The sequence below is a fragment of the Brevibacillus sp. DP1.3A genome, assembly GCF_013284245.2.
Taxonomy (GTDB): Bacteria; Bacillota; Bacilli; order Brevibacillales; family Brevibacillaceae; genus Brevibacillus.
The window spans coordinates 1165944-1182842 of sequence record NZ_CP085876.1 but is presented as its reverse complement, the minus strand read 5'-3'; the positions used below and the strand labels follow the sequence as shown (position 1 = coordinate 1182842).

Below are 16899 nucleotides of genomic sequence, written 5' to 3'. Positions count from 1 at the left end.
GATTATCCCACCTTTCCACCGATCATACCCATGAGATATACCACGGTAAAGATGAATACCCATACAACGTCGATAAAGTGCCAGTACAGACATGCCAGATAGAACTTCGGTGCAGTTACTACCGTCAGGCCCTTTTTCGTCGCAGATACTTGCAAAAGAATGATCCAGCTAATCCCGAACGCTACGTGAGCTCCGTGGAATCCAACCAATGTGTAGAAGGCAGACGAGAATGCACTCGTTGACATTTTCAGTCCTTCATTCACATAGTGTACAAACTCGTAAATCTCCAAAGCAAGGAAGCCGAGACCGAGCAATACAGTGATGGTCAGCCAAAGCTGAATCTTCTTCAGGTCTTTCTTGTGCAGAGCCAGTGTAGCCATAACACTTGTCATCGAGCTGGTAAGCAAGAGAAGTGTTGCCACGGCAACGAGATTCATGTCAAACAACGATTGGGATGTTGGTCCGCCATTTGCCTGATCACGAAGAGCGATAAATGTTGCAAACAAGGAACCGAAGAGAACTGTCTCCCCACCGAGGAAGAGCCAGAAGCCAAGAACCTTATTCTTGCCTTCAAGGGTGGCTTTTTCCGGTTCGTCAGGCAATACTGCATGCGCGTGATGGTTAGCCATTAAGCCTTAACCCCTTTCTCTTCGAGTTCATCTTCATGAATGTGATACCCTGGATCGTCTTTCACAGAACGGGTAAACATGCAGCCCAGTGTTAAGAGCAATCCAATGACTACGACCACATAGTTGTGGTAGATAAAGCCATAGCCTGCCACGAACAATCCGAGAGACATCAGGAATGGCAAGAACGATGGCGATGGCATGTGAATGTCGCCAATAGGCTCCGCAGGCGTCATGCCTTTGTTACCAGCCATTTTCTCCACCCACAACGCATCCAAACCGCGAACGAGAGGCGTTTGAACGAAGTTGTACTCCGGCGGCGGCGAAGGAATCGCCCATTCGAGTGAACGTCCATCCCATGGATCTGCAGGAGCGCGTTTGGAGCTTTTCGCTGCAACGACTACGTTGATCAAGAATAGGATGGTACCGATCGTCATACCAAATGCACCAATCGTACTGATAAAGTTCCCCATATCCAGGTTCTGATCTTTGAGGTATGTAAAGACGCGACGCGGCATCCCCATCAGACCCAGGAAGTGTTGCGGGAAGAAGGTAAGGTGGAAACCAATGAAGAACGTCCAGAAGTTCCATTTACCGATTGTTTCGTTCAGCATTTTACCAAACATTTTCGGCCACCAGTAGTAAAGACCTGCGAAGAGACCGAATACGAGACCCCCTACGATAACGTAGTGGAAGTGAGCTACCACGAAATAACTGTCATGGTATTGGTAGTCAGCCGGCGGAACCGCAAGCATAACCCCTGTCATACCACCGATTGTAAATGTTGGGATAAATCCTACTGCAAACAGGTTTGCGGTAGGGAAGCGGATTTGGCCGCCCCACATAGTCAACAGCCAGTTAAAGATTTTGATACCTGTAGGAACAGCAATCAACATGGTTGCAAGTCCAAACAGCGTGTTGGCAATTGCGCCCAAACCTGTTGTGAACATGTGGTGAGCCCACACCATGAAGCCCAAGAAACCGATCAGCGCAGTTGCAAATACCATGGAGCTGTAACCAAACAGACGCTTTCTTGAGAATGTAGAAACCACTTCAGAAATGATACCGAATGCTGGGAGAATCAAAATGTATACTTCGGGGTGACCGAAGATCCAGAACAAGTGCTCCCAGATAACAACGTTACCACCTGCGTCAGGGTTGAAAAAGTTTCCGCCGAACAAACGGTCAAACATCAACAGAACCAAACCAACCGTAATCGCAGGGAATGCGAAGAGGATCAAACCGGATGTAATAAAGGACGACCAGGTGAACATTGGCATACGCATGAATGTCATACCTGGAGCACGCATGTTGATGATGGTAACCAAGAAGTTAATACCACCAATCAGCGTTCCTAGACCGGCAATTTGCAAACCGAGTACGTAGAAGTCTACGCCGATTCCACTGTATTGATTCAAAGCCAAAGTTGTATACGATGTCCAACCAGCATCAGGTGCGCCACCCAAGAACCAGCTTGTGTTCAGTAGCACTCCCCCGAAGAAGAATAGCCAGAATCCGAGTGCGTTAACAAACGGGAATGCTACGTCGCGTGCACCAATTTGAAGGGGAACAATCGCGTTCATCAAAGCAAAAATGATCGGCATAACCGCCAAGAAAATCATCGTAGTGCCGTGCATTGTAATTAATTCGTTAAAAGTCTTGGCACCAACTAATTCAATTTCTGGGTACATCAACTGCAAACGAATCAGCAGGGCTTCCAAACCACCGGCCAAGAAGAAAATTCCACCAGCAATCAAATACAGGATCGCAATCTTCTTATGGTCCACTGTCGTAAGATAATCCCACAGCCCCGAGCGATTTGGTGCATGAGAAGCATGTGCAGACACGGGTTTACCTCCTTTTTAAGCGTCACTGCCTATGACGATTGTCAATGCAATAAGTTTTATGAGGCTTTACTTTACTTTTTCTCGCTTACGCTCAATGTCTCCATGTACTCTACAAGCGCTTTCACTTGGTTTTCTTCGAGATTGAGGTTAGGCATTTTGTTGCCCGGCTTCATTTTTTGCGGATCTTTCAGCCACTCTGCAATGTTTTGAGGCGTATGTGCTTTGATACCTGCTACACGTTCGCGATCTGCAAAGTTCGTCAGGTTTGGACCCATCTTACCGCCTTTACCTGCCACAGCGTGACATCCCAAACAGCTCTTATCGAAGATTTGTTGACCTTCTGCAGCCAGTGGAGAAGTTGCCGTTACAGGTTCTTTTGCCTGAACGCCCTTCATGTTAGCTACCCAAGTGTCAAAATCTGCTTGTTCCTTTACTTCTACCTTGAAGTCCATCAAGGCATGGGACGCTCCACAGAGCTCCGCACATTTACCGTAGTAAATGCCTGTTTTGTCTGCTTGCAGCCACAATTTGTTTTCTTGCCCTGGGTTCGTATCGATTTTACCGCCCAATGCAGGAATCCAGAATGCGTGCTTAACATCAGACGCTGATAGTACGAATTGAACCTTTTTGCCAACTGGCAATACCAAGTCTTGAGCAGTCGCTACTCCAAGATCAGGATACTCGAATTCCCACCAGAATTGGTGAGCGGTAACCTTTACTTGAACTGCTTCCTCTTTTGGATACTCCTTGTGCAGTGCGAAACCGGTAGTAACAGTTGGAATCGCCATGATGATGAGGAGCAAGAATGGAATTACCGTCCAAAGAATTTCAAGTGCATGATTTCCTTCGACCTGCTTAGGAATGCCTTGCTGTCCGGGACGCTTACGATAACGGATAAGGACGTACGTAAAGATCGCCATAACGACAATGAAGACGCCGATCATGATAGCGGAGGACAGCTTCATCAGGTCAAACTGCATCGCAGCTACCGGACCAGAGGGCTTGAGCGCTGAGAGCTCATCTTTGCCGCACCCGGTTAACACTAGCGCCAGCAGAGCAAACAGGGAAAACTGACGCCAATACTGTTGCCAACCCTTCATACCAATGAACCCCTCTTTCTTCGTGTTGGTAACGTTCTAGCCACGCCTACAACTAGAAGTTTTCGAACTTTTCTATCTGCATTAAGAAATCGCATTCAATACTTTCCACAACTATAATGCCCAAACAGGAAAAGTATTAGCAGCTATTCCAAAAACAAACAGGAAAGTAAGGGGCAGTGTTGCACACTTCTACCCAAGCGTGGTAACCATTTAAGTATACATAAATTTTCCTTAATACAAAGGCTATTTGTTATGATTTTGTTAACAAATTTATGAACAAATTTGTGAACTTTGCAGTTAAATTATACCATATTACCCAATCTAAAGGAGAATTCCATGCAAAAAAGACCAATTGCACTAGTCACTGGTGCCTCAAGTGGCTTTGGTAAGCACGCATCAGTCGCTTTAGTCAAGGCTGGTTTTCAGGTAATTGCTGCTATGCGTGATCTAGCAAAAAGAGACCCTCTTGACAAATTAGCATGCTTGCACATAGATCCTGATCATCTGGAAGTCATTTCCCTTGATGTTACGCTTCCGGAACAAATTCAGGATGCGATCTCCTCCATCATTGCAAAGCATGGGCGTATTGATCTGTTGGTGAACAATGCCGGCTACGCGTTGGGTGGCTTTGCTGAGGAAGTTACTTCTGAGGAATGGCGCAAGCAGTTTGATGTAAATGTGTTCGGACTGATCGACGTCACTCGGGCAGTCTTGCCATATATGCGCCAGCAACAATCTGGACGAATTATTAACGTAAGCAGCATCAGTGGGCGATTTGGATTCCCCGGTCTCTCGCCGTATGCCGCATCCAAGCATGCAGTTGAAGGCTTCAGTGAATCGCTTCGTCTTGAAATGCTACCCTTTCACGTTCAAGTCGTCCTTGTTGAGCCCGGCTCCTTTCGTACAGCAATCTGGGAGAAAGGAATGCAAGACCAACCGCTTGATGAAGCCTCCCCTTACGCCACCCAAATGAAACAACTGATGCATCACGTAGAAGCGATCATAGAAAAGGCACCTGCACCCGACGCAGTCATCTCGACGATTGTCCATGCGGCCACCACTCCCAAGCCGCGATTCCGCTACCCGGTTGGCCGAGGCGTGGCGCTCACGATCGCCGCAAAAAATTGGCTTCCGTGGTCATGGATTGAGCGAATCGTGACAAAGCGATCGTGATGTTTTGTTTTATGCATAAAAGAACACACCCCTGTAAGGAGTGTGTTTGCACATTAAACACTATACACTTTCCGTTCGTCCTGTGCATATCAGCCAAACATGTTGGATATATTCCGCTACGCCAAAAAATATCGCAACAAAACCGGCCCCGATTGCAGCGATTTGAGCCGTCGGCAAAAATACAATGCTTCCATAAACGATCAAAAAGCCGATAATCAAGTCAAACATGGTCGTCAGCCAAAGACTCCCTGATGTAAGAATCGCCCTATCCAAAAAATATCCGGCGACTGCCAAGACAAATCCGACTCCGACAGACTGATATAGATTTGCGAAATTCACTTCTGGAAAGAGAGCATCTGCCAAAACGACCAACACCGGACTAACGAGCAGCTTCATCAAAAGACCGTCCACGTCTATTTACTCTCCTTTACTGGGGGTGTACTCAGTATGCCCCTTGTTTACTTCAGCCATGTCATGACTCCGTCGTATACCGGCTTGTAAACCATTTCCATCCAATAAACAGGATTGGGGACAACCCCTTTTTCCGCTCCTGCGTACAAGCCAACACTGATGACAAGCAACCCGAGAAAGACAGCGATCTCTTTGCGTTGCCGCTTCCGCATCAATCGGGGCAGCTCGTATGCACAAACGATGATGGATACAACGATGACAGCAAATGTCGACATGCAGACTCCCCCTGATCCTGTTACAAAATCACTTTTCATCAAAGGCATTATTGATGGTTCCTAAACGTCTGATTTTCACATCAGCTATGACATGTACAGGTAGCTTGGTAAATTCCTTTTCCCATTTGCTCGCTATCTTCTTCCATACCTTCGGGTATTTTCGATGGATCGCTTCTCCGAATCCATAGATGTCTAGGCCATTTTTCTTGGCATTGGCAATTGCTTTTGTCGCCAATGCTTCCATTGATTTTTCCGACTCTTTTTCCAGCTCCTTGATCGTATTCTTCTCTGTCAGATCTAGCTTGCATTGCACTTCCCCAATGTCATTTTCCAAACCGATGTGAACGATGATTTCAGGCGCACCATTTTTCATAGTAGCCTCGATTTTGGCGTCGGCGTGCATGACTTCCATCGTCAAGAGTCCTCCCCCCTTGCAAGGCATGCTTCCAACCGTGCTTTTTACTTTGCCCGTAATGTAACTATACGCTTTGCTGTCCGCTTCACTCAGCCAGGTGATCAGCTTATCCCCCCGGAAAGTAGCCAATGTCGTGTATTGAAGCAGGACAGGTGTATCTATTTCTTCAACATTTTTTCGTTCGTCTCCCTCACTTCCTGGCCCAGCCGTGCGGATACCTGTCAATACAGCTTGCTTTCCCTTGCTGGTAAAGTCGGTAATCAATTGATCCATCGTAACTGCTGCGGTAGGCGCCCATACTTTGGAAGATGTATCCAAAGAAGCAAACATTTCTGTGGAAGGAATTTGTTCAAGCGGTGTGATCACTTTCAAGATATTGCGGGCCGTTGTTCCTCTAGCTACGGCGATATAAAAATCAGTTCGAAACTCATGGTCGCGTGAGACAAAATCAGTGATTGGAGAGATCCCTTCCCTGGCCACCTCCTCGCCAAATATAAGCATCCTGGTGTGCGCCATATATATTTTACGCGGAGATACCGTAGTCATTTTACGCACAGCCTCAAAGATGGTCGGAGCGTTCATGGTAAAGAGCGTAACGGGCGCCCGTCCAGGCTTCCCTTTGTTGGCCGCGACCTCTGCCGGGTCTACAACTTGAACGGAAACTTGATAGCCTCCTTGCACTTTATCAATACCGATCCCGACAGCAATCGCCAAATCGTTTAGTTCTTTTCGATCCCAACAACCAGCTAGGATAATAACGAGCACGATGCAGAGAAGAACTTTTATCCCTTTCACTGGTGCCCACTCCTTTACATGCTGTGAAAAGCCGCTTACTTCTGGGGCGGTAATGGCTTTATCCCTTTAGATTGGCGACGCAAATTGTTTTTGGTAATCGATTCAGGCCGTTTGTCCAAGGCCCAGCGAGGCAAGCGAAGGATCGTGTCTCTTTGCTCTTTCAAGGAAAACGGGGCAAACGATTCCATATACGGTACGCCAAATGAGCGCAGACTGCATAAATGCAGCACTAACGCAAGCATCCCTACAATAACCCCGTATATGCCAAAAGAAGCAGCCAGAACCATCAGAGGAAAACGAAGAATCCTCACGGTAATCGACATGTTGCTCGCTGGGAAAATAAAGCTGGATATTGCGGTAATCGAGACCACAATAACCATCGCGGCCGAAACAATCCCCGCTTCCACCGCTGCTTGTCCGATGACCAATGTTCCCACGATGGAAATGGCTTGACCTACTGCACGCGGCATGCGGATTCCAGCCTCTCGCAATATCTCAAAAGCCACTTCCATCATGATCGCCTCAATAAAGGCTGGAAAGGGCACTCCTTCTCGCTGTGCCGCCAAGCTAATTAGCAACTGTGTCGGGAGCATCTCTTGATGGAAGGTCGTAATGGCGATATAGAGGGAGGGAGCAAGCAACGCGATTAAAAAGCAGGCAAACCGCAGCATGCGAATCAACGTACTAAAATCAAAGCGCTGATAGTAGTCTTCCGCTGAATGAAAAAACTCAACAAAAAGAGAGGGCACGGTCAAAACAAAGGGAGTCCCATCTACAAGAATCGCTACGCGTCCCTCTAATAGATTCGCGGCCACTACATCCGGGCGCTCCGAGTTAGCGATGGTGGGGAAAGGCGTGTAAGCTTCGTCCTGGATCAACTCCTCAATCATTCCGCTTTCCATAATGCCATCGATGCTGATTCGATCCAGTCTATTGCGTACTTCTTCTACAACCCCCTCTTCTACAATCCCTTTCATATACACAACCGCGACTTCTGTCTTGGTTTCCTCGCCAATTCTGTTCAATTCAAACCATAGCTTTTCACTGGAAATCCGTCTCCGCAGCAACGTAATATTCGTACGAAGTGTCTCCGTGAAGCTCTCCCGCGGTCCACGAATGACTGTTTGCGATGACGGCTCAGTGACTCCTCTATCCTTCCACTCCTGCAAACCAATATGAATTCCTTGCGAGCAGCCATCTATGAGAATGATGACACAGCCGGACAGCAACGCTGTAAACAAGGTGGGAAAGTCGAATAAATCCCCCATATCCCCAACGGTCAGGACCGATTCTTTTAAAAAGGGAACGAACTCCTCCTCGCGTATCCCTTCCCATTCCTTCAAACGCGCCTTGTATAAGAGACTATCGATTAATACGGCTTGTACCATATACGAATCAACCATGCCATCCGCATACAAGACAGCTGCCCGAACGGGTTCTAGGCTATTTAGGACTACCTCTCGAATCACAATGTCATTGCTGTATCCGAGCGATTCTTTAATATAGTGAACGTTGTCGTCTAAGCTGCAACCAATCTGAGCCATTCGGATTGCTCCTCACATCGGCAATTATGAACACAGTTTCTCCGATTGCTCCCATTACTAAACAAAACGTTCCTGTCCGTTTTCACAGAAAAAGACCTCGCACTCATTTAAGAGGACAAGGTCTTTTGGTATATGTTCTACACTATGGAGCAGGTGTTTGTACATCACCTGGCACAGGTGCATCGTCAAAGGACGGGTCGTGCCATTCTACTTTATGTTTTTCCTGAAGCGTATTTAACCAGGTACCGTAGTTCTGACTACGATTTTGGTCAGTCAGCATCAACTTGATCTGATCTTTGACTTTATCAAACTCAGGTGCTGGTGACCCCAGCTGTTCTTTATTTGTATCGTAGTAGGTTTTGATTTGCTCCTCGGTAACCGGGAATGCTTTATCCAACAACTTATCCCGTGTCATGAGCACGCTCAACTTATCCCGAAGCTGGGCCTCGGTCATTCCCATACTCTTCAAGTAGTTTTGGAATGCCTCAGGTGAACCTACCTGTTGTTTCATCGAATCAATCTCTTTATCCATATCTTCTTGCGTCACCGCGGCGTTTTGCGCCTTGGCTTCCTGCTTGATTAACGCTTCCGCAACAAGTTCATGTATCATTGTTTTTCCGTACATTTTCTTCATTTCACCGTAAAGCTGATTTTGTGTAATGGAGGTATCGCCAGCCGTTACCAATACAGGGTCATTGCCTTTTGCCCATGATTGATAAAAACCTAAAACAGCTAACCCCGTTAATAATATGGCAACCGAAAGCATGGAAAGATCAAACTTCTTCACTTGGATATCCTCTCTTTCTATAATCTGCCCTCCAAGTATAGAAAGAAGTTATGGTAGAAAAATGGAAAGCGTATTACACAACTTTTCCACATTCTAAACATATTATGCGCTACATAAAAAATCGGGTAAAAAAAGAGGAGAGAACGGAGGCGATGACAGGACCTAAAACTGCCCAAACCTGTAAAAAGCGTTCTTGTTTCCGGTCTTTTTCTACTTCCATAAACTGAGCGAGTGATTCTTTGTCCCGATTATCGTTATTTAGCAATTGCAAGATGATATCTTTGTCTTTTTCCGTTTTCTCTACTTTCATTTCAAACTCAGTCTGCAGTTTGTTCAACACTTGCAGTACATCATAACGCACATCCTCCATGCGTCCCAATCGGTGTTCAATTCGTTCCAACCATTTCGTGACTACTATCATTTGTCCCTCAAGCTGATCGATTCGTTCATCGAATTTGTCTAATTTTAAATAGATGCGTTGGATATGCTGATCTATATCTTTCTGATTTTCATACGGTCCCGCTGTCATAGATTCCACCTCCCCCGTCCGTCCTTTATGCTACTTGTTTATGTAGCGGAGAGGAGCCTTGCTTGTACGGTTATCCCTCTTTGTTCAGTCTCGTGTAAAAAAAGGCGGCAAACAAATGTATTTCCAAATCCTGAATTCAGCTAAAATAGATGGAAGACTATCTAGCATTTCTTTCAAATAAACGGGGACAAGACCGTTTATTCATAAAGGAGGATACCATGACAACCTTGTTGGAGGTAAAAGGGGTAACGGGCGGGTACTCTTACAACCACGCTGTAATCAAAGACGTCTCCTTTCACATACGCGAAAAAGAGATTGTAGCGCTAATCGGGCTGAATGGCGCAGGCAAAAGCACCACAATCAAGCATATTTTAGGTCTCTTGGAACCAATCGCAGGTGAAATCAGCATTGCGGGGAAAACCTTTCAATCAGACCCCGAAAACTATCGTTTGTCTTACGGGTATATCCCCGAGTCTCCCATTTATTACGAAGAGCTTACGCTGTGGGAGCACATCGAGTTAATGGCGATGAGCCATGGGCTGGACCAGGAAGTTTTTTATGAACGAGCACGTCCTCTCTTAAAAGAATTCCGCATGGAAGAAATGAAAGACCGATTTCCCCAGCAGTTTTCCAAAGGCATGAGACAAAAGCTCATGATCATGATGGCGTTGCTCGTACAACCGCCTCTGTACATCGTGGATGAACCGATCCTGGGTCTGGACCCTCTGGGGATTCGTTCTCTTCTCACGTGGTTGAACCGTTGCAAGGAGCAAGGGGCAGGCATTCTGATGTCCACACATATTTTGGCCACTGCCGAAAAGCATTGTGACCGATTCATCATTTTGCACAAAGGCGAGATTAGAGCCCAAGGAACGCTAGAGGAGCTTCGTCGTATTACAGGGCTCCCAGATAGCTCCTTGGACGACATATACTTGCATATCGTAGAGGATGACGGCCAGTGAAAATAGACGTAGATCAATTATTTCGCAAACGGTTCCATACCTTTTCAGTAGAATTTATTCGGTATGCCCAGTACATGGCCAATGGCGGCCTGATGTTCGTCGCGATCTTTTTGATGGGGTTGCTCGCCTTCTACTACCGCAGTATCATCGCCATGATCCCGCCTTGGTTCCCTTTGCCGTATGCCATGGCTCTCGTGATTGCTATTGTCGTTGTGAGAAGCCCCCTGCGCACGTTTTTGCTGGAAGCGGATTTGCTTTTTTTGACTCCGCACGAAGTAAGGCTGGATCACTATTTCCGGAAGGCGCTCGTCTACAATTTTGCTATTCAGAGCATGGTGGTGTTTATCGTCCTACTCCTGCTCATGCCTATGTATACAGAGGTCGTAGGTGCACAAGGCGTGCAGCTGTGGGTTTATTGGTGCATTCCCCTGCTCTTGAAGGGCTGGAATATTTACAGCAGTTGGACGTTCTTGCGTTTGCCTGATCAGAAGAAGATTGGATTCTATACGCTCGCTCGATTTGTCTTTTCGTACATCCTCCTCGCTTGGGTATTGAGTGAAGGACAATTCTTACGCGTGGGTATTCTCCCATTTGGTGCTCTGATCTGCGCTGCGCTCTTGATCTGGCTCCATTCGCAAATGTTGACCTATAAGAAAAAACATTCCATACAATGGTATCGCCTGCTGGTCATCGAAAGTGGCTTGCGTCACCGCTTTTATCAGTTCGTGAACAACTTCAGGGATGTCCCTGCCATGCAGCACCAGGTGAAGTCACGCTCATGGCTCATTACCCTGACGAAGCTGCTGCCTTACCGTCAATCAACAGCAGGACGTCATTTGTTTACCAAAAAATTTATTCGCTCTGGTGACTTTGCGGGCATTTATTTGAGACTCATCCTGCTGTCAGGCTTCGTCGTTCTCATATTGCCCAGTCCGTATGCAAAAGTCATTGCTGGCCTGCTCTTTCTCTTCATGACAGCCAGCCAAATCGGCAGCATCTGGCGCCACCAGCAAAAGCGCAGTGGTTATTCGATCTTTCCGATTCGGGATAGTCATATGAGACAGGCTTTTAGCTGGTTGCGTATGGTTCTGTTGGGGTTGCACGGTGTAGTGCTTGTGCTCATTGGGCTATTGTAGTTAAAGAATGCTTTTTATCAAAAGCCGCTTCTTCCCTCCACTATAGCCACAAAAAAAACAGCTCTTCTCGGCATCATCCTGCCAGTAGAAGCGCTGTTTTTTCATTTATAGATAAAGCAATTTGTCTACAATCGGAACGTGTCCACCTTGCTGCGCAGCTCCTGAATGCTGTCTGTCACCTGCTCCGTTTCAGACACGAACTGATCAACGTTTCCACTCACCTCATGCATCGTAGCAGATACTTCTTCGGTAGCCGCTGCTGTTTGTTCCGAGATGGCAGTAACCGTCAACACAGATTCATTCACCTTGTTCTGACCTTGCTTCATCGTCTCTACACTTGCTATGACATTCGAAAGCGACGTCTTCAACGTATGCGTCATGTCAGACAGAGCCGTAATACCTTGTGTAACGGAATCCAAACGCTCTGTACCCGCATTGTAGCGATCCAGCGTCGCATTTGTCTTTTCCGTAGCTTGTCTTACCTGATCTTGAATGTCTTTGATGCTCTCCTGAATGACGTGCGTTGCCGCACCCGTCTGTTCAGCCAGCTTGCGAACTTCTCCCGCTACCACCGCGAAGCCTCTGCCCGCTTCTCCAGCACGCGCACTCTCGATGGCTGCATTCAACGCCAACAGATTGGTTTGTCCGGCGATTTGCTGAATCGTTTCAATCACGTCGTTAATTCGGCTCGATTTTTCTTCGAGAATCTCCATTGTATTTTGCACTTCATGAAATTGTTTGTTCGTCTCTGTTCCATCTGCCAAAAACTCTTGCAATACTTTGTAGCTGCTCTCTCCGATATCGGACACCTGATTGGATACTGCATCCATCTCGTCAATCGCCGTATTCAATTCAGACAGCTCGCTCAAGAATTCTTGAACCGTTTGCACCGTCATCTCCATCGCAGTTGCTGTCTGCTCATTCCCTTGCGCAATCTCTTGGCTGGTAACCACGATATTTTTGTTTTGCTCGCGGACAGAGTTGGCACCTTCCCGAATGGAATTCGCCATGCTGTCGATATGCTCGGTTGTTTCTTTTACTCCGCCAATGATTTGACGCAGCTGTGTCGTCATCTCACCAAAAGCAACGACAATTCGGCCAATCTCATCTTTTTTGTTGGAAACAGAAATCTCTGTAGACGTGAGATCACCAGAAGCAATGCGCATAGACGCCTCTTGTACAACTTGCAGTGGACGCAACATCTTCTTGATCAAGAAGAATACAGCAACCAAAGCAATAATCGTTACGACAATCATAGCGATAATGATACGTGGCATGGTTTCATCCAAAACCTGATCATTAATCAGCTCCACTTTGTCTGCCGCAGTATCCACACCTAGCACCGCAATCACTTGACCAGATGGATCTTCAATCGGCGCGAATGCACTTAGGTAGTCCCCGAACACAGGGTCTTTGACGATTGGTGTACTGTTCGATCCGCCTTCTAGAGCAGGAGCAATATCAGCCATGCCAGTAGAGGTCGTCTCTTGACCGATTGTAGATGCTCCCTCTGCTCCTTTCGCCGTTCCATCCACCATAATCTTTACCTTTTCACCGTCTGTATGAAGAATATAAATATAAAGGGCACCTGTTTTTTCGGTGTACTCAAGCAACGTATTTCGGATAGTCCAATAGTCGTCGGTTTCTTGTGGCTGAGATATAAATTTCGCTATCTTCTCTGAGTCAAGCCCTTGGGAGATATGCAATGCTGTGTTGATGCTTGACCGCGAGAGTGTCTTTTCAACAGTAGCTACGCTGTTTTCGTAAATCATGATAATATTGATTGCCATCATGACGGCAATGATCACCGCTACAAGAGCAACGACCCGTGTTGCCAAGCTCTTACTCATCCTGTTTCACTTCTCCTTCGCCGGTTACGATATGTGTACTGCGAACCACCCACCTGGGAGCGGACGCATTGTTGCGGGAGGGTTTGCCTTTTCGTAAAAGGATCAGCATTGCTGTTCTCACACGGTGTTACTCGATAAAAAAAGCACCCAAAAAGGGTGCTTTTCCTAAACACTCCCTACCAGTCTTATCGACAATCGGTAGTGATTTAATTAGGACTTTTGTTGGGCAATCAGGAGAAATCGATGGGTAGGAATATCGATATACCCAACCGCTCCGATTTTCTGGTGCAGATCGAGCAAGGCATCGGCGTACTTTTCTACGGTAAAGTCGCGAATCTGCCATTCGATAGCCTTCAAGTAGTAAACAATGGCACCTATGTCATAGAAACGCGAAAAGCTCATTTCCTCTCTTTGCTCCACAATCGTAAGACCGGCTTCCTCCAGTTCGTTCACTGCATAGGCCAGATTCCAGTGTAGGTAGTCTGGCGGAATCGGAGCGCCCAGCAATCGATTCAGGTCGAGATTGTCTTGACCGCCTACTTGCTGGGTAACAAATGTGCCCCCTGGCTTCAACAGGCGCTTCATTTCAGAAGGCAAATAAGCTTCATGTCGATTGATAATCAAGTCGAGTGACTGATCTCCAAAAGGCAATATTTCTTCCCCGTCTACCGGAAACACACGAACACCTAAGGGCTCCAGATTGGCTTTTGCCACCGCTACATTCGGCGCATAGCCTTCTGTCGCATACGTCTCCACGGGGAACGGCGCAAGCGTAGAAAACAATTCTCCACCACCTGTTCCCATTTCCAGCATAGAGCGAATCCCAAGCATGTTCTTTTTCACGATATTGACGTAGTTCCAGCCAAGTGGTGCATCCTGCATCCTGCCTGTCGTAGTCAATCTGGCAAAATCCCACCCAGCGAATGGTGCCTCCACTTCCTCTTGAAAGCTTTTGATCCAATCCTTATTTTCCATCTCTGCTTCTCCTCTCGTTTATACCAGTCTGTTCGCCTTCAAACCAGACGAGGCAGGAGGAGCTCGAGCGCGTTGTTATGTTTGTACAAAATCAAAGGACATGAGAAAAAGTCCCCTTCCCAATATTCTGATAAGCCGAAAAATAATACCAAAATTGTAACGTATATCCTGTATATAGATCAAGTGCACTTCTCCGACTTAAGGCGGAGTGAAAATACTGCCTCGGTACGTTTGGTACTCAGCCGTTTCTCTATATCATTAGTATTGAACTAGTAAACAGGAGGAACTGATCATGGCTGATTTTGAAGTGCTTGCCGGGATTCATCAAGGATTGTTTCTGGTCCTTCTCATCGTCATGCTGGTCCCGACAATCATGGCAAACCAGCTCGTTTTCCGTCCAACGAAACGGGCTTTCATAAGCAGTGCTCGCATCACTTTATGTTTTTCATGGTCGGCCCTTTTTGTATTTGCGGGGCATTTGGTGATGACGTGGGTTTTGTTTGAATCCTTTGGTTGGCTTTACATAAAGGATACGTTGCTTGGCTTTTTACCTTTTATTTTTGTTCCATCGCTCTTTTGCCTTCTCTCTACTTTTCCACGATTGTGGGAGTTGACCGGGAAAGGCGGCAGAGAGTCAAGGCAGTCACAAGTAGATACGGACTATACCCGCATTTTGTTACAAGAGAAAAATGTTAGGTCTGCAAAAGCAAACTCGCCGGATCTAGACGACGCATTAGATGCAGAGTGGCGAGGAGACGCATCTTGCCCCGAATTGCTCGTTCCGCTGCAAGCAAGCGTCTTGGGCTGTCTGATTGCACTCTTCCTTCAAGTCTTTTTTCCGGCTGTTACGCTGGAACCGTCCATTTTGTTTCTCGCTTGGGGCGTATTATTAGCCGGGGTTTCCCTGCTCTGGATTCGGCAATCGTGGAAGCATCAATACCACTCCACTGCGGAGAATTGGGTAAAACCACGCCGCCTGCACCACTTTATCCGTTTTGCCGCGTTTTTCCTGATGACTGCTTTACTTGCGACGATCTGGGGAAATCAAGCGATGATAGCGAGTCGTCTTCCCGATCATTCACCTTTGGGAGGTCAGAATCAGGACGATCACGCTCTCCCCGATTTCGTTTTCCCTGTAAAGGCAAGTGCCCATTCGATGCCTTCCACAGGGAAACGTAGAAGTGTCGATGGACCAACAGAACTAAAACAAGAACCCCCTGATCGAACGTTTTCGCTGAACGCACAGAAAACAACTATCCGTCAAGCATCAGGAAAAACCGTAGAAGCATGGACCTTGAATGGACAATATCCCGGACCTGAGCTGCGTATGAAGCAAGGTGAGCTCGTCGAAATCATCCTTCTGAACAAGGATATTTCCGAAGGGTTAGACATCCACTGGCACGGCATGCAGACTCCCGCAAGCTATGATCGCATTGCAAAAGGAGAAAAATCTGTTTATCGTTTTCGCGCAGAACAAACAGGAACGTATTGGTATCATTCTCATCAGCAAATTCCTGAGCAAGTAGTGAACGGGCTGTTCGGCGCCCTTGTGATCGAGCCAGCCGAGGCTACGACTACAGGCGTACCTATTCGCGACATCGCCATGATTCATCACAAGGACGAAAAGGCAGGCGCAACGTTAAACGGCTCACATACACGAAAAATCGAAACGATTGCTCCTGGCACAACGGTTCGCCTTCGCTTTATAAACGCCGAAAATGCTCCTGTCACCTATTTGCTACAAGGAACTCCTTTTCAGGTAGTAGCGATTGACGGAACCGAGGTAAACGAACCGAATTTGATTGCCAATCAAGCCTTGCATCCGGGGGCAGGCGGTCGATACGACATTCAGTTTACGATGCCTAATCGTCCTGTGCTATTTGCTCCCGCTGCAAACCAGCATGACAAAGGGCTGCTCTTAAGTCCAGACGGGTCCGAAGATACTGTGCCCTTTTTAGATGCAGAGCTTTCTGTCTTTGACCCTGCACGTTATGGCAGTCCGATTGCGCTTCCTTTTGATCTCTCTTCCCATTTTGATCGGGAATATCAACTGCTCATTGATGGTCAGTACGGATTTTATGACGGTAAATTCGAGCGTTTGTCGACCGTAAATGGCGACTTGCTTCCCGAGACACGGATGATGATGGAAGAGGGTGATCTCATAAAGCTGACTTTCGTAAACCGCAGCTTCCAGGATCAATCGATGTATCTGCACGGTCATCACATGCTCATCTTGAGTCGGGATGGCAAAAAGGTTACAGGAAGTCCATGGTGGACGGACACTCTCCAGGTAGCGCCAGGTGAAACCTATGAAGTTGCTTTCCGCGCGAATAATCCTCGTGCATCAATGGAAGAGAGCCTAACTAAAGGTGAAACTGCTTTTGGTATAGCAATCCCGCTCGTGTATGAAGAGCATCTCTAAAAAGAAAACAGCAGTCCGTAGCGATTTTCGCCAGGCTGCTGTTTTCTTTTTA

The 16899-nt window shown here is 46.9% G+C and carries 15 protein-coding genes; 4 read left to right on the top strand and 11 right to left on the bottom strand.

Annotated elements, in window-relative coordinates:
- Positions 1–2: 2 nt before the first annotated feature.
- The 3 genes from HP399_RS05320 to coxB all read right to left on the bottom strand — a co-directional run bounded on the left by HP399_RS05320 (position 3) and on the right by coxB (position 3573).
- The gene (locus HP399_RS05320) at positions 3–629 is read right to left on the bottom strand and encodes a cytochrome c oxidase subunit 3 (protein ID WP_017251582.1); all 627 of its coding nucleotides are present in this window, start codon (positions 627–629) and stop codon (positions 3–5) included.
- A complete protein-coding gene (ctaD, locus tag HP399_RS05315; RefSeq protein ID WP_173616707.1) occupies positions 629–2473 on the bottom strand; it encodes a cytochrome c oxidase subunit I in 1845 nt (614 codons plus the stop codon). Before ctaD ends, HP399_RS05320 begins: the two co-directional genes overlap by 1 nt.
- A 71-nt stretch (positions 2474–2544) precedes the next feature.
- A complete protein-coding gene (gene coxB / locus HP399_RS05310; RefSeq protein WP_144619237.1) occupies positions 2545–3573 on the bottom strand; it encodes a cytochrome c oxidase subunit II in 1029 nt (342 codons plus the stop codon).
- Positions 3574–3909: 336 nt separating this feature from the next.
- Between coxB and HP399_RS05305 the strand changes: the two genes are divergently transcribed.
- On the top strand, positions 3910–4746 hold the full coding sequence (locus HP399_RS05305) for an oxidoreductase (protein WP_173616708.1): 837 nt from the start codon (positions 3910–3912) through the stop codon (positions 4744–4746).
- Between the two features lie 60 nt (positions 4747–4806).
- Here HP399_RS05305 and HP399_RS05300 read toward each other — a convergent pair whose 3' ends face one another.
- The 6 genes from HP399_RS05300 to HP399_RS05275 all read right to left on the bottom strand — a co-directional run bounded on the left by HP399_RS05300 (position 4807) and on the right by HP399_RS05275 (position 9502).
- On the bottom strand, positions 4807–5157 hold the full coding sequence (locus tag HP399_RS05300) for a hypothetical protein (protein ID WP_173616709.1): 351 nt from the start codon (positions 5155–5157) through the stop codon (positions 4807–4809).
- Positions 5158–5204: 47 nt separating this feature from the next.
- Positions 5205–5432, bottom strand: coding sequence for a hypothetical protein (locus HP399_RS05295; protein WP_173616710.1), 228 nt, complete (start codon positions 5430–5432; stop codon positions 5205–5207).
- A 28-nt stretch (positions 5433–5460) separates the two neighbouring features.
- Positions 5461–6642, bottom strand: coding sequence for a Ger(x)C family spore germination protein (locus tag HP399_RS05290; protein WP_173616711.1), 1182 nt, complete (start codon positions 6640–6642; stop codon positions 5461–5463).
- 35 nt (positions 6643–6677) lie between these two features.
- Positions 6678–8186: a spore germination protein gene (locus HP399_RS05285; protein WP_173616712.1), complete on the bottom strand. Its 1509-nt coding sequence runs from the start codon at positions 8184–8186 to the stop codon at positions 6678–6680.
- Between the two features lie 142 nt (positions 8187–8328).
- Positions 8329–8973 (bottom strand): SurA N-terminal domain-containing protein, encoded by a 645-nt coding sequence (locus tag HP399_RS05280; protein WP_173616713.1) that lies wholly within the window; start codon positions 8971–8973, stop codon positions 8329–8331.
- A 109-nt stretch (positions 8974–9082) separates the two neighbouring features.
- Positions 9083–9502 (bottom strand): hypothetical protein, encoded by a 420-nt coding sequence (locus tag HP399_RS05275; protein WP_173616714.1) that lies wholly within the window; start codon positions 9500–9502, stop codon positions 9083–9085.
- Between the two features lie 218 nt (positions 9503–9720).
- Here HP399_RS05275 and HP399_RS05270 point away from each other — a divergent pair, with 218 nt between their 5' ends.
- Both HP399_RS05270 and HP399_RS05265 read left to right on the top strand, forming a co-directional pair.
- On the top strand, positions 9721–10464 hold the full coding sequence (locus HP399_RS05270; RefSeq protein WP_007723346.1) for an ABC transporter ATP-binding protein: 744 nt from the start codon (positions 9721–9723) through the stop codon (positions 10462–10464).
- Positions 10461–11600, top strand: coding sequence for an ABC transporter permease (locus HP399_RS05265; protein ID WP_173616715.1), 1140 nt, complete (start codon positions 10461–10463; stop codon positions 11598–11600). The genes HP399_RS05270 and HP399_RS05265 overlap by 4 nt, the downstream gene beginning before the upstream one ends.
- Positions 11601–11725: 125 nt before the next feature.
- Here the strand turns inward: HP399_RS05265 and HP399_RS05260 are convergent, their stop codons facing one another.
- Both HP399_RS05260 and HP399_RS05255 read right to left on the bottom strand, forming a co-directional pair.
- Positions 11726–13450 carry a methyl-accepting chemotaxis protein gene (locus tag HP399_RS05260; RefSeq protein ID WP_173616716.1) on the bottom strand — a complete coding sequence of 575 codons (1725 nt, stop codon included), beginning with the start codon at positions 13448–13450 and terminating at the stop codon, positions 11726–11728.
- Positions 13451–13660: 210 nt separating this feature from the next.
- Positions 13661–14425, bottom strand: coding sequence for a class I SAM-dependent methyltransferase (locus tag HP399_RS05255; protein ID WP_173616717.1), 765 nt, complete (start codon positions 14423–14425; stop codon positions 13661–13663).
- 292 nt (positions 14426–14717) lie between these two features.
- Between HP399_RS05255 and HP399_RS05250 the strand changes: the two genes are divergently transcribed.
- The gene (locus tag HP399_RS05250; protein ID WP_173616718.1) at positions 14718–16847 is read left to right on the top strand and encodes a multicopper oxidase family protein; all 2130 of its coding nucleotides are present in this window, start codon (positions 14718–14720) and stop codon (positions 16845–16847) included.
- Positions 16848–16899: the final 52 nt, after the last annotated feature.